The organism is Streptomyces sp. NH27 (assembly GCF_056859195.1).
The window spans coordinates 1-13,032 of record NZ_JACEGK010000200.1; the positions used below are offsets into that span (position 1 = coordinate 1).

The following is a 13,032-nucleotide window of genomic DNA, read 5'->3' on the forward strand; positions in this document are numbered from 1 at the left end:
GCACCTCCTTGACGTGCTTCTGGAGGGCGACGGCGTACGCCGGGTCCTGGGTGGAGGGGTAGGGGCTCTTGACCCGGTCGTAGACGGAGCGCGGCAGCACGTCGGCGGTCGCCTCGCGCAGCAGGCTCTTCTCGCGGCCGTCGAAGGACTTGAGCGCCCAGGGCGTGTTGTAGACGTACTCCACCAGGCGGTGGTCGCAGAACGGCACCCGCACCTCCAGGCCGACCGCCATGCTGGCGCGGTCCTTGCGGTCCAGCAGCACCCGTACGAAGCGGGTCAGGTGCAGATACGAGATGGTGCGCATCCGGAACTCGAAGTCGCTCTCGCCCGCGAGCCGTTGGACCTCGCCGGAGGCCGTGGCGTAGGAGTCGCGCACGTAGCCGTCCAGGTCCAGGCTGCGGCTGAACTCCGCGTTGAGGACGCCCTCCTCGTCGCCGAAGTGCTTGGCGAAGCTCGCCAGCCAGGGGAAGGTGTTGCCCTGGCGGGCCTCGGGGTCGAAGAACTGGAGGTAGCCGCCGAAGACTTCGTCGGCGGACTCCCCCGACAGCGCCACCGTCGAGTGCGCGCGGATCGCCTTGAAGAGCAGGTAGAGCGACGCGTCCATGTCGCCGAAGCCCGCGGGCAGGTCCCTGGCCGCGATCACCTTGGAGCGTACGGCGGGGTCGGCGAGCTGGTCTGAGTCCAGGACTATGTCCTGGTGTTCGGTGCCGGAGTTGTCGGCCACGTCGTGCACGAAGGGGGTGTCGGGGGTGCCGCGCAGCTCATCGGCGACGAAGTTCTCGGTCTGGCCGACGAAGTCGACCGCGAAGCTGCGTACGGTCTCGCCGGTCCGGCCGAGTTGCTGCGCGGCCAGCGCGGTCATCGCGGAGGAGTCCAGGCCGCCGGAGAGCAGCGTGCAGCGCGGTACGTCGGCGACGAGTTGCCGCCGCACGATGTCGTCGAGCAGGGTGCGCACGTGTTGGATCGTCGCCTGCTTGTCGTCGGTGTGCGGCCGGGTCTCCAGCGACCAGTACGTGTGGGTGCGGATGCCGGCGCGGTCCACGGTCACCACGGTGCCGGGCTCCACCTCGTGCATGCCGTCCCAGAAGCCGTGCCGCGGGGTCTTGACCATGACGAGCAGCTCGCGCAGGCCGTCGAGGGTCACCGTCCGCTCGGCGAGCGGGTTGGCCAGGATCGCCTTGGGCTCGGAGCCGAACAGCACGCCGTCGGCGGTCGGGTAGTAGTAGAAGGGCTTGATGCCCATCCGGTCCCGGATCATCACGAGCTTCTTCTCGCGGTCGTCCCAGATCGCGAACGCGTACATCCCGTTGAGCCGTTCCGCGACCGCCGCGCCCCACTCCAGGTAGCCGTGCAGCACCACCTCGGTGTCCGAGTCGGTGCTGAACCGGTGGCCGCGGCCGGCCAGTTCGGCGCGCAGCTCGGTGAAGTTGTACGCCTCGCCGGAGTACACCATGGCGACCGTGCCGCCCGGCGCCTCGACACTCATCGGCTGGCGGCCGCCGGGCAGGTCGATGATGGCGAGCCTGCGGTGGCCGAGCGCCGCGGGTCCGCTGATCCACGTGCCCCGGTCGTCGGGCCCCCGGCAGGACATCGTCTCGGTCATCGCGTCGACCATGGGCCGCTGCGCCGCCAGGTCACGCTGGTAGGAGATCCATCCGGTGATTCCGCACATGCGACTTCTCCGTTCAGTCGGGCACACGCAACGCGCTCGCAACACGAATCATGTGTATTGAGCACCTAAACGGATGGTCGATCCCCGGCGGGCCGCCCGTCAACGGCGGCCCGACGACAGGTGTATGTAATAAGCAACTTTCGGTCATCATATGAGTGGCCTGCATAGATGCCCCCTCCAGCGCGCGCCAATGACCCTCCGTCAAGGGTCTGGGTACGACTTTGCGAGGCGTTGGGGTAAGCGGGCCGAAAAAGTGGAAGAAGCAGTTCCGCGCGGCCGTTCGTATACACCCCGCCCGGCGCCAACGGGTGTACGCGGCCCCCGCGGATGGGCTCCGCCCGGCCCCGGTGAACGGCCGAATACCTCCCGGCCCGCTTCGGCCACGATGGCCGGTTCCCACGTTCACGCCGAAGCGGATGAGCGGATGAGCGCATGGACGCATGAGCCGGGCCCACGGCCTCGTCCTGGACGATGCTCGCCGTACCCCACCCCAGGCCGTAAGACCCGGCCGGGCCTCGCCAGGACGGCTCTGCCAACCTGAAGAGATGATGATGAAGGAGTGCTCGTGAGCGACGACGAGAAGTCCCAACTCGGCGAGTTCAGCGCCCGGTTGTCAAGCGAGGACATCGACGTCGTCCGGGAGGCTCTGGACGACTACCAGCAGGCGCAGGCGGACACCAGGTGGGGAGTGGACAACCCCTACTGGCCGCTGGACAACGAGGTGCGCTTCGCCGCCCGGGACCTTCTCGGGCGATCTCCGTCCGGCCGCAGCCACGAGAGTGCTCTGACAATGATGTGGCACCTCGCTGAGGACGAGAACGCGGACTTGATCGCCGACGTCCTCGAAGGCGCCCCAGACGCTGGTGTGCGGGAAACGGCGATTCTCGCGGCCGGCACCGCCCTCGCGGAGGGCGAGGAGCCGAACCGGCGGCTGCTGGCGCTGATCACGGCCAGGGTGCTGGACGAGGGCCTCGATGCGGAGGATCGCAAGGAAGCCATGCGCGCCTTGGACGATCTCGATCTCCCGGAGGTCGAGGACCTCATCGTCCGTGTCAGCGAGTCGCCCGAACTGGAACTCCAGGTGCGTGCGGCGGGCTATCTCGCGACGCCTCTGCGGCTCCGCGTCCACCGCGACCACGTCGGGCGGCTCGCGGAGTCCTGGCCGCAGGACGCGGGTTGGTGGGCCGACCAGATTCGCGAGGCGGTCGAGGGCTTCCACAGCACCCACTGGAAGGGCACCGAGTTGGACGATCCGCTGCTCCGGAAGGCCCAGGATGAGCTTATGTTCCCGCTCAGCGACGAGGAATGCCTGCACGCGTTCGCCACCCTGCTGCGCAGCGAGGACCCGATCGCCGTGGGCATCGCGCTCGACCACTACGCGTCCTCGGAGGGGCTGCGTCACGTCCTGGAGGACGAGGAACCTGCCGATGCCTACCTGCCCGAGGTGCTGGCCCGCGCCCGTGAGGTGCTCCGGCGGCCGATGTCCCCCGCCGAGGTGAGCGCCCTGAACATGCTCAAGGGGCATGCCGAGCCCGGCGACGCGTGTCTCCTGCTGGACGTTCTTTCCCGCACGAACTCGGACGCGGTGCGCGGCAAGGCCATCTGGATGGCCCGTGGCGTGCTCGGCAAGGCCGAGGTAAAAGACGAGCGGCTCGTCGCCGCCCTGGGCGACCTGCTCTTCGACCCGTCCGTCGGCACGAAGGAGACAGCGATCCGCGTCCTGGCCGACAGCCTCGGCGCGGACGCTGACGACATTCTCCTCCGGGCGCTTCGCGAGGGAGAGCCGAAGGTGCAGGCATACGCGTCCTATTACCTGATCGAGACGGGATGCCTGGATCGGCACCGCGCCGCCCTGGAGGAGGTCGCCGAGAGCTGGGGCGACCAGCCTCCCCAGCGCCCATGGGGTTGCAACCCCATTGACATGATCTTCGGCACGCCGCACAGCATCCACTGGGAAGGGCATCGGCTGGCCGACCCGGAGCTGTATCGCGCCCACAAACGGCTGAGGGCTCCCACGGTGGACGAGTCATATCACCGGGCGCTTCGCACGCTGCTCGAAAGCGACGACGAGGCAGCCGTGGGCATCGCCCTCGACCACTGGTGGTATCCCGACGGCGCCGTGAAACGGGGCGGCGAGGAAGCACGTGAACCGGAGCGGGCACTCGTCCTGGACCGCATCCGGGAGGTGCTGCGGCAGCCGCCCTCCCCGGCCGGGCTCAGCCACACGTACGGACCCGGGGCCAATCACCACACCGCGCTGTCGGCCCTGGATGTGGTGGCAGCGGAAGAACTGTCCCTGCTGGCCGAGGTCATGGAGGCCGCCGGGAGCGACTACGTTCGCGAACGGGCTCTCGATGCGGTGGAAGCGGTGTTCAAGGACGCGGAGGAGGCCGATCCACGGCTCGTCGAGGCGCTCGGGACTGTCGCCTGTGACGGCAACGTGCCGTTGAACGACCGCGTCAGGGCACTGGAACTGCTGGACGAGTCTCCGGGGACCAACTCCGCGGACGCGCTCGTCCGGGCGACGCGCTGTCCCGAAGTCGAGGTTCAAGCCGCTGCTGCATGGGGGCTGATGCGGGAAGAGGTCATCGAGGACCATCGCGCCATGCTGGCGGAGTTGAGCGCGAGCTGGCCCGTGGCGGATGCCCCGTGGGAGGTCAGGCGGGTGCGGGACACGCTCAACGGCACCAAGGAATGAGACGGGTTGCGTGTGCGTCACCCTTGGCGGTGAACGCCTTCCACAAGGGCGCCCCCGGCGCCGAAGTGGCGCCGCACCACGTCCCCCGCGGCCCCCTCCTCGCCGGAGGCGACCGCATCGAGCAGCACGCAGTGCTCCGTGGCGTCGGCGACCAGCCGATCCCGCCCGGCACCCGCCTTCCGCGGAGACGCGGCCGGGGGCCACTGCGTACGCCGGTGCAACTCGTCCGCGACAGCGACCAGGTGGAGGTTGCCGGACAGTTGCAGGACGGCGCGGTGGAAGGCACGGTCGGCCTCGGCGTAGGCCCCGAGGTCGCCGCGGACCGCCAGCACGACGGCCTCGTCGGCGAGCGGCCGCAGCCGCTCCCAGCGGGCGGCGGGCACGGTGCGGGTGAGCCCGAGCACCACGGGCCCTTCGAGCAGCGCCCGCACCTCCGCCAGCTCGGCGAGGTCGCGCGCGGTGTGCTCGGCGACGCGGAAGCCGCGGTTGGGCAGCACCTCGACGGCGCCCTCGCGGGCGAGCAGCTGCATCGCCTCGCGGACGGGGGTGGCGGAGACGCGGTACAACTCGGCCAGCGCGGGAGCGGAATGCACGGAGCCGGGCGCGAGCTGCCCGGAGACGATCGCGGCGCGCAGCGCGTCGAGCACCTGGTCCCGTACGGACAGCCGCTCGGGCACCCGCGCGGGCGGCACTATGGGCGCGGCTCGCTCCACCGTGTCCCGCCCCTCTCCACCGCTGTCCCGGACATCCGTCCGACCCTACGTCGGATCATCGGACCGTACGACCATCCGCCGGTGGATCTGCCCGCTGGGCGGCCGGCCCCTCGGCGGGCCACTCGGCCGGCCCCTCGGCCGGCCACTCGGCCGGCCACTCGGCCGGCCACTCACCCGGCGCGCCGTCCGCAGGGCGCGCCGTCCGCTGGGCACCCGGCACCCGCCACCCGGCACCCGGCACCCGGCTGCGCCCGTATCGCGCCCCGGCGCGCTCACCCGTTCGGCGTACGGCCGCTGGCGTAATCCCGCACCCGGACCGCTAAGGTAAGCCTTACCATGCCTGCGACCAGCGCTTCCTACGCCCGGCTGTCCGCGGTCTTCCCGCAGCTGCGGATCACCGCCGCCCCGCCGCCCTCCGGCGCGGGCTGGATCGGCGCGGGCGAGCTCGCCGAGGGCGGCGCCGCGCTGGACGCGTTCGTGACGAACGCCACGGCCGAGCTGGCCCGGGAGCGCACCGGCCCGCCGCGCCCTGACGTCGCGGCGACCCTCGCGCTGCACCGCTACCTGTGGCCGGCGTGCCTGCTGTTCACGGTGCCGTGGTTCCTGCACGGCAGGGTGCCGCGGCTGCCGGTCGACGACGTGGCGTTCCACGCCGCCACCGGCCGGATCACGGTGCGCACCCGGTCGTTCAGCTGCCTGCCGGACGACCCGGCCGCGGCACTGCCCGGCGCGCGGACGGCGCCGCACCCGGCCGCGCTGCGCGACGAGTTGCGGGCGGCGGTCGCCGAGCACGCCGGTCCGGTGCTCGCCGGCTTCGGCCCACTGCTGCGACGCGGCCGACACGCCCTGTGGGGCATGGTCACCGACGAAATCACCGAAGGGCTTTGGTACGTCGGCCGGTTGTTCGAGCAGGAGGAGCGCGCGGTGGCCGAACTGGCCGCGCTGCTACCGGGCGACACCCGCCCTTTCCCGGGCGCCGCGGGGTTCCGTCCGGGTACGCGGATTGACGGACCGTCAGTCGGCACGGAGTGCGCGGCGCTGTCGCGCACCCGGCTCACCTGCTGCCTTTACTACACCATCAGCCCCACGGACACCTGCACCACCTGCCCGCGACGGCGCGCACCGGGCCGGATCGACCGCCGCGCGTCCGCGGCCTGACCGACCGCGCTACGATCTCGCTCAACTAAACCGTTCTGGCACGCGAGTTCGAGCACCCGGGAACCCGTTCGCGTGCTCTTGTGCCGTAACGTCTGAAACCTATCCGCGCTCTGCACGATGATGTCGGTCGTAAGCAGTCCCAAACGGCCCGAGCGCGACGGAAGCGACACGAGGAATCGCATATGAGAATTACCGACATATCGCTGGACTGGATGCTCTCGGCCGGTATCGGCCTGGTCGTCCTCGCGGCTTGCGTCTTCGTCTTCCGCAACCGCCGCTCGTCCGGCGACGGCACCACCCAGGGCGAGTCCTGGGAGCGCAGCGAGGAGCGCCGCCGCCGCAAGGAGGCGATGTACGCCAGCGCCTCGTATGTGCTGCTGTTCTGCTGCGCCGCGGTGGCCGCCGCGCTGTCGTTCCACGGCCTGGTCGGCTTCGGGCGGGAGAACCTCGGTCTGACCAACGGCTGGGAGTACCTGGTGCCGTTCGGCCTGGACGGGGCGGCGATGTTCTGCTCGGTGCTGGCGGTCCGCGAGGCCAGCCACGGCGACGCCGCGCTCGGTTCGCGCATGCTGGTCTGGATGTTCGCCGGCGCCGCGGCCTGGTTCAACTGGGTGCACGCGCCGCGCGGGGTGGACCACGCGGGCGCGCCGCAGTTCTTCGCCGGCATGTCGCTGTCGGCCGCGGTGCTCTTCGACCGCGCGCTGAAGCAGACCCGCCGGGCGGCGCTGCGCGAACAGGGCCTGGTGCCCAGGCCGTTGCCGCAGATCCGGATGGTGCGGTGGCTGCGCGCCCCGCGGGAGACGTACGGCGCCTGGTCGCTGATGCTGCTGGAGGGCGTGCGGTCGCTGGACGAGGCGGTCGAGGAGGTCCGCGAGGACAAGCGGCAGCGCGAGCAGAACGATCTGCGGCGCCGCGACCACAACCGGATGGAGCGGGCCAAGATAAAGGCTCTGAGCCGTCAGGGGCGGCCGTGGCCGCGTGGCGGCCGGGGCGGCCGCCAGGTCGAGTTGCCCGCCGCCGGTGCGGCGGGTACCGGCCAGCCCTCTTCGGAGCCTGTAATAGCCCCTTCGGCCGAACTGCCGTCCGGTGAGCTGCCGGTGCGGGCGCGTCCGGCACTCCAGCCGGTACGCGAAGAGGCGCCGACCAACTCCGCGGCGGACCTGTTCGGTTCGCAGTCCGCGCCGTCGGCGTCCGCGTCCGGCCCGACGACGTTCGACCTGATCGCCGAGGACGACACGCTGACGCTGCCCCGACTGGACTCCCTGGAGCGCAAACTCCAGGACCTGGAGCGTCAGTTCGGCTGAGCAACCGAAGGTATACGGGCGGCGTGGCTGCCGGGTGGACACCTGTCCATCCGCGGTCACGCCGCTTTCGTGTTCAGCCCGCGGTCGGTCCGCTTTGGTGTTCGGTCCGCGGTCGGTCCGCTTTCAGTCCGGATTCGGTTCGCTCTCAGTCCGCTTTCAGTTCGAACCAGACCTCCTTCCCGCCGGCCGCGCACGGCCGCACACCCCAGTCGTCGGCGAGCGCGTCGACGAGCAGCAGGCCGCGGCCCGATGTGCCGTAGTCGCCGGCCGGGTCGGCCTCCCACCGCGGTGGGCGCGGGCGCGGCAGCCGGGCGACGGTGTCACGGACCTCGATCCGTAGCCGTTGCACCGGCTCCCCGGACCGCAATGCCCCCGGTGAGAGCGTCGCGGTCAACACGGCGCCGCCGCAGGTGTGCTGGAGTGCGTTGGTGAGAAGTTCGGTGGCCAGTAGTTCCGTTGTGTCCACCAGTGCGGCAACGCCCCACTCCCGCAGGCTGTCCCGAAGGACTCTGCGAGTTTCGGCCACAGCGGGCAGATCCGCCCGCCGTACCGCGCGCCGCAACCGGTACCCCGTGATATTCGTCCTGCTTCCCCCGTTCCAACCGGTCTTTGTCCCCTGTCGATAGGCATGCCCACCACGGGTGCGTCCACTCATCCGATGGATTGACAGGTCTCCGGCGACGCAACAGAACCCGCCACACCTCCGATGTATAGCCGGGCAGACCCTTGACACGCCCGATCCCGGCCGTCACTGTGTGGCGCACTCATCCCCCCATGCTTCTTGAATGTTGCGTCGCCTGTGTCGTATGTCCCGTCGCCTCGGGAGGGGCCGTGTACTCACAGCACCGCACGTTCGGACGTCGCCGAATGATCCGACCACCCGTTCTGGCCGCCGCCGCAATTCTCGCGGCCGGCCTCCTCATACCCGTCGCCGCACAACCCGCCGCCGCGGCGACCGCCACCACCGCGTGGCAGAACGGCGGCTTCCACGTCGACACCCCCGACGTGGTGCGCCGCTCCGACATCGTGCTCGGCTCGCCCAACACGCAGGGCGCCCAGTCGCTGCCGCTCGGCAACGGCTCGCTCGGCGTGGCCGCGTGGGCCGCGAACGGCTTCACCGCGCAGCTCAACCGCGCCGACACGCTGCCGGGTCGCAAGTCGCCCGGCCAGGTGCAGATCCCGGGCCTGTCCCAACTCACCGGCGCCACCGACTTCAAGGGCTCCCTCGACCTCTACACCGGGGTGCTCGACGAGTCCGGCGGCGGCATGACACTCAAGGCATGGGTGTCGGCGACCAAGGACGAACTGGTCGTGGACGTCACCGGCGCCGATCCCGACACCGCTCAGTCCGCGACGGTCAACCTGTGGTCGGGCCGCTCCCCGCAGGCAGCCGCGTCCGGTTCGATCGGCACCCTCGCCGAGACCTGGGTGGACAACCAGGAGGCCGGCAACTCCGGCCATACCTTCGGCTCGCTCGCCGCGCTGTCGGCCGGCGGCCGCAACGTGTCCGCGCAGGTCGTCAACAGCACCCAGGTGAAGGTGAACTTCACGCGAACACCGACGGTTCGTACCGGGTGATCGTGGGCGCGCCGACCTGGACCGGCGGCGACGCCGCGAGCACCGCGTCGGGGCTGCTCGGCTCCGACGCCACCGCCGCCGACTCGTCGCTACTGTCCTCGCAGCAGTCCTGGTGGGCCAACTGCGCAGCTACAACCACCGGGCCGTGACCGGCGGCAACGACTGGAGCATGGACGCCATCGACGCGGCCCGGCTGGGCCTGTCCAGCGAGGTCGCCGCGCGGCTGGTGTCCATCACGCAGAGCCACCAGGTGTACATCAACGGCCTGGCCGACCTGGGCGCCACCGTCGGCACCGAGGGCTACATCGAGCAGGTCTCCGGCGTGGCCACCACGCTGGACGAGGCGCTGGTGCAGGACTACGACGGCACGCTGCGGATCGCGCCGGCCTGGCCGACCGGCTGGGACGTCAGCGGCACCGTCTCGGTGCAGGGCGACACGAAGGTCGACGTGCAGGTGCAGAACGGCACCCCGGTCACGGTCGCGATCGAGGCCGGGTCGTCGCACACCATGAAGGTCCGCAGCCCGTGGCCCGGCCAGGCCGTCCAGGTGGTCAACGGCTCCAGCGACGCGGTGGTGGTCTCCTCGACCACGGCCGGCACTTTCGACGTGCCGGTCAGCGCCGGCCAGTCCTACCTGGTCGAGCAGGTCGACTCCCCCACCACGTCGCTGCCTTACGCGCAGGTCACGGGTTCGCCCGCGACCGCCGCCAAGCACCTGGGCAACGTGCAGATCGGCCTCGACGGCGACGGCGGCGGCAGCACGCCCGGCACCGGCTCGGTGATCTCGCTCAAGGCGCACGCCAACGGCGACTACGTCACCGCCGACGACGCGGGCGCCGCACCGCTGCTCGCGAAGGTGGACTCCGTCGGCACCTGGGAACAGTTCCAGCTCATCCACAACGGCGACGGCAGCGTCAGCCTCAAGGCGCGCATCAACGGTGACTACGTGACCGCCGACGACGCCGGCGCGTCCGCGCTGATCGCCAACCGCACGTCGATCGGACCATGGGAGGAGTTCGACCTGGTCACCGACTGAGCGATACCCACGCCCAACTCCCCATTGCTCCCCCCTCGCTCCCCAGAGAGCTACTTGCCGCGCCCGTGAACCCCCTCACGGGCGCGGCATGTTGCGCAGGTTGGACCGGGCGAGCTGGACCATCTTACCGACACCGCCGTCCAGCACGGTCCGGCCCATCGACAGCGCGAACCCGCCGATCTGCTCGCCGGTGATCTTCGGCGGGATGGACAGCGCGTGCGGGTCGGTCACCACATCGATCAGCGCGGGCCCCTTGTGCCGGAAGGCGTCCTTGAGCGCGCCGCGCAGGTCCTTCGGCTTCTCGACCCGCACCCCGTAGGCACCGGCGGCCTGCGCGACGGCCGCGAAGTCCGGATTGTGGTTGGTGGTGCCGTACGCGGGCAGGCCCTCGACCATCATCTCCAACTCCACCATCCCGAGCGAGGAGTTGTTGAACAGCACCACCTTCACCGGCAGGTTGTACTGCACCAGGGTGAGGAAGTCGCCCATCAGCATGCTGAACCCGCCGTCGCCGGACATCGACACGACCTGCCGCTTCAGGTCCAGGAACTGCGCCCCGATCGCCTGCGGCAGCGCGTTCGCCATCGACCCGTGCGAGAACGAACCGATCACCCGCCGCCGTCCGTTGGGCGTCAGATAGCGCGCCGCCCACACGTTGCACATCCCAGTGTCGACGGTGAACACCGCGTCATCCGCGGCCACTTCGTCCAGCACGGAGGCGACGTACTCCGGGTGGATCGGCACATGCTTGTCCACCTTGCGGGTGTACGCCTTCACGACGCCCTCCAGCGCGTCGCTGTGCTTCTTCAACATCCGGTCCAGGAACGCGCGGTCCTTCTTCTCCCGGACCTTCGGCGTCAGGCAGCGCAGCGTCTCTCCTGCGTCTCCCCACACCGCGAGGTCCAACTTCGAGCGCCGGCCCAGGTGTTCGGGCCGCACATCGACCTGCACGATCGTCACGTCGTCCGGCAGGAAGGCGTTGTACGGGAAGTCGGTGCCCAGCAGGATCAGCAGGTCGCACTCGTGCATGGCCTCGTACGCGGCGCCGTAGCCGAGCAGCCCGCTCATGCCGACGTCGTACGGGTTGTCGTACTGGATCCACTCCTTGCCGCGCAGCGCGTGCCCGACCGGCGACTTGACCTTCTGCGCGAAGGCCATCACCTCGTCGTGCGCGCCCGCGGTGCCGCTGCCGCAGAAGAGGGTGACCCGCTGGGCGCGGTCCACCAGCCGGGCCAGCTCGTCGATCTCGGTGTCGCCCGGGCGGATCGTGGGCCGGCGGGTGACCAGCGCGTGTTCCTCGGTGCGCTGCGGCGCCTGCTGGGCCGCGATGTCGCCGGGCAGGCTGATCACGGACACCCCGCCCTGGCCGACCGCGTGCTGGATCGCGGTCTGGAGCACCCGGGGCATCTGGGCGGCGTTGGAGACCAGTTCGCTGTAGTGACTGCACTCCTGGAACAGCCGGTCGGGATGGGTCTCCTGGAAGTAGGTGGTGCCGATCTCGCTGCTCGGGATGTGCGAGGCGAGCGCCAGCACCGGCGCCATCGAGCGGTGCGCGTCGTACAGCCCGTTGATCAGATGCAGGTTGCCCGGACCGCAGGAGCCCGCGCAGGCCGCCAGCCGCCCGGTGAGCTGGGCCTCGGCGCCCGCCGCGAACGCCGCGGTCTCCTCGTGCCGCACATGCACCCATTCGAGGGCGCGACTGCGGCGCACCGCGTCCACCACAGGGTTCAGGCTGTCGCCGACCACCCCGTAGAGACGCCGCACTCCCGCCCGCGCCAGGACCTCGACGAACTGCTCGGCCACCGTCTGCTTCGCCATGCTGACCATCACCCCACGGATGGGGCGATCACGCATCCCAGACGGTCACCACCGTACGGTCGTCGGCATAACCCTTCACCCGGGTCTGGGCGTCCGCGAGGTACGCCGCCAGGCCCGGCGCGCGGCCCTGGCCCCAGCGCCCGGCCAGGTGGGCGGCGAGTTCCGGCTCGCCGCGCAGCGGCTCGGCCAGGCCCGCGCTGCACATCAGCAGCGCATCACCCGGCCGGGCGACGGTGGCCCGGAACCGGAACGGCGCGGACGCCTCGTCCGACGCGGACGCCTCGTCCGGCGCGAGGTCGAGATCCTGCCAGGCGCCGTCGCGGACCCGGAACAGGCCGCCCTCCCCCACCCCGAAGAACAGCCGGATACGGCAGGCGGGGTCGGCGGGCAGCAGCAGGCAGCGCACCGACGCGGTGTACGCGCCCTCGTCCAGGCCCAGGTCCTCGCCCCGGGCCCGCAGCCTGCCGTAGCAGCGGTCGGTCAGCCGGTGCAGCCCCGACTTCAGGGAGCCCCGGCGGGCGGCCCGCAGATCGTCGGCGAGCCGGGCCCGGCTGCGGCCCACCGCGCCCGCGATCCACCGCACCGCGTCCTGCGCGGCACGGTGCGCGTCGTCGGCCCCCCGCGCCCCGCTCGCCATCGCCACCAGCAGCAACGCGTCGTCGCCCGTACCGAACCGCGCGCTCAGCAGCGCGTCCCGGCGCGGCTGGCCCCGGTAACGGGCCGAGTCGCCGCGCACCGCCGCGGTCCGCAGCGTCATCACGCCGTACGCCGCCCCGTCCAGCACGGTGTCGGGCACCAGCGCGTCCAGCCCGTCGGGGTCCGCCTCCGGCCACGCGGTCGGCTCGGACCCGTACGTCGGCGGGCCGCCGCCCACCACGCCCACCTCCGTGCCGGCCTCGTCCACCGCCCGCACCGACCCGGGCGCCGGCACCCACCCCGGCGGCAACTCCGGCGCCCACCGCACCTCACCCTCCGCGAACACGGTCTCGCCGGGCGGCTGCGCGGGGGATGGAGCCGGACGCGAGGGCGCCGGCAGGGACGGGGACGGGAGCGGG

Annotated in this window: 11 protein-coding genes; 6 read left to right on the plus strand and 5 right to left on the minus strand. The window is 71.2% G+C overall.

Translation table 11 applies throughout. The features are described 5' to 3' along the window. Positions 1 to 1,672: asparagine synthase (glutamine-hydrolyzing) (asnB, locus tag AC13HU_RS17875; protein ID WP_483042881.1), on the minus strand; the 1,672-nt coding region annotated here is incomplete at its 3' end. 565 nt (positions 1,673 to 2,237) lie between these two features. On the opposite strand from asnB, the gene AC13HU_RS17880 reads away from it, so the two are divergent. Further along, positions 2,238 to 4,370 (plus strand): HEAT repeat domain-containing protein, encoded by a 2,133-nt coding sequence (locus AC13HU_RS17880; protein ID WP_483042882.1) that lies wholly within the window; start codon positions 2,238 to 2,240, stop codon positions 4,368 to 4,370. Positions 4,371 to 4,387: 17 nt separating this feature from the next. Here the strand turns inward: AC13HU_RS17880 and AC13HU_RS17885 are convergent, their stop codons facing one another. After that, positions 4,388 to 5,083 (minus strand): GntR family transcriptional regulator, encoded by a 696-nt coding sequence (locus AC13HU_RS17885; RefSeq protein WP_483042883.1) that lies wholly within the window; start codon positions 5,081 to 5,083, stop codon positions 4,388 to 4,390. A gap of 336 nt (positions 5,084 to 5,419) precedes the next feature. Between AC13HU_RS17885 and AC13HU_RS17890 the strand changes: the two genes are divergently transcribed. Together AC13HU_RS17890 and AC13HU_RS17895 are read left to right on the plus strand one after the other, a co-directional pair. Then, positions 5,420 to 6,241 (plus strand): (2Fe-2S)-binding protein, encoded by an 822-nt coding sequence (locus AC13HU_RS17890; RefSeq protein WP_483042884.1) that lies wholly within the window; start codon positions 5,420 to 5,422, stop codon positions 6,239 to 6,241. Positions 6,242 to 6,423: 182 nt separating this feature from the next. Further along, positions 6,424 to 7,545, plus strand: coding sequence for a DUF2637 domain-containing protein (locus tag AC13HU_RS17895; protein ID WP_483042885.1), 1,122 nt, complete (start codon positions 6,424 to 6,426; stop codon positions 7,543 to 7,545). A gap of 145 nt (positions 7,546 to 7,690) precedes the next feature. Here the strand turns inward: AC13HU_RS17895 and AC13HU_RS17900 are convergent, their stop codons facing one another. Next, positions 7,691 to 8,107: an ATP-binding protein gene (locus AC13HU_RS17900; RefSeq protein ID WP_483042886.1), complete on the minus strand. Its 417-nt coding sequence runs from the start codon at positions 8,105 to 8,107 to the stop codon at positions 7,691 to 7,693. Between the two features lie 305 nt (positions 8,108 to 8,412). Here AC13HU_RS17900 and AC13HU_RS17905 point away from each other — a divergent pair, with 305 nt between their 5' ends. From AC13HU_RS17905 to AC13HU_RS17915, 3 genes are read left to right on the plus strand one after another with little or no spacing between them, the layout of a single operon-like run. Next, a complete protein-coding gene (locus AC13HU_RS17905; protein WP_483042887.1) occupies positions 8,413 to 9,123 on the plus strand; it encodes a hypothetical protein in 711 nt (236 codons plus the stop codon). A gap of 2 nt (positions 9,124 to 9,125) precedes the next feature. Beyond that, positions 9,126 to 9,272: a hypothetical protein gene (locus AC13HU_RS17910; RefSeq protein WP_483042888.1), complete on the plus strand. Its 147-nt coding sequence runs from the start codon at positions 9,126 to 9,128 to the stop codon at positions 9,270 to 9,272. Next, positions 9,236 to 10,159: a fascin domain-containing protein gene (locus AC13HU_RS17915; protein WP_483042889.1), complete on the plus strand. Its 924-nt coding sequence runs from the start codon at positions 9,236 to 9,238 to the stop codon at positions 10,157 to 10,159. Before AC13HU_RS17910 ends, AC13HU_RS17915 begins: the two co-directional genes overlap by 37 nt. Positions 10,160 to 10,234: 75 nt before the next feature. On the opposite strand, the gene AC13HU_RS17920 is transcribed toward AC13HU_RS17915, so the two are convergent. Further along, positions 10,235 to 11,977 carry a pyruvate dehydrogenase gene (locus tag AC13HU_RS17920; RefSeq protein ID WP_483042890.1) on the minus strand — a complete coding sequence of 581 codons (1,743 nt, stop codon included), beginning with the start codon at positions 11,975 to 11,977 and terminating at the stop codon, positions 10,235 to 10,237. 28 nt (positions 11,978 to 12,005) lie between these two features. Next, positions 12,006 to 13,032: protein phosphatase 2C domain-containing protein (locus AC13HU_RS17925; RefSeq protein WP_483042891.1), on the minus strand; the 1,027-nt coding region annotated here is incomplete at its 5' end.

What these genes read in the sequence shown, in the direction of transcription:
- AC13HU_RS17920 (WP_483042890.1), bottom strand. Translation starts at nt 11,977, where the DNA reads ATGGCGAAGCAGACGGTGGCCGAGCAGTTCGTCGAGGTCCTGGCGCGG.
- AC13HU_RS17890 (WP_483042884.1), top strand. Translation starts at nt 5,420, where the DNA reads ATGCCTGCGACCAGCGCTTCCTACGCCCGGCTGTCCGCGGTCTTCCCG.
- AC13HU_RS17895 (WP_483042885.1), top strand. Translation starts at nt 6,424, where the DNA reads ATGAGAATTACCGACATATCGCTGGACTGGATGCTCTCGGCCGGTATC.
- AC13HU_RS17905 (WP_483042887.1), top strand. Translation starts at nt 8,413, where the DNA reads ATGATCCGACCACCCGTTCTGGCCGCCGCCGCAATTCTCGCGGCCGGC.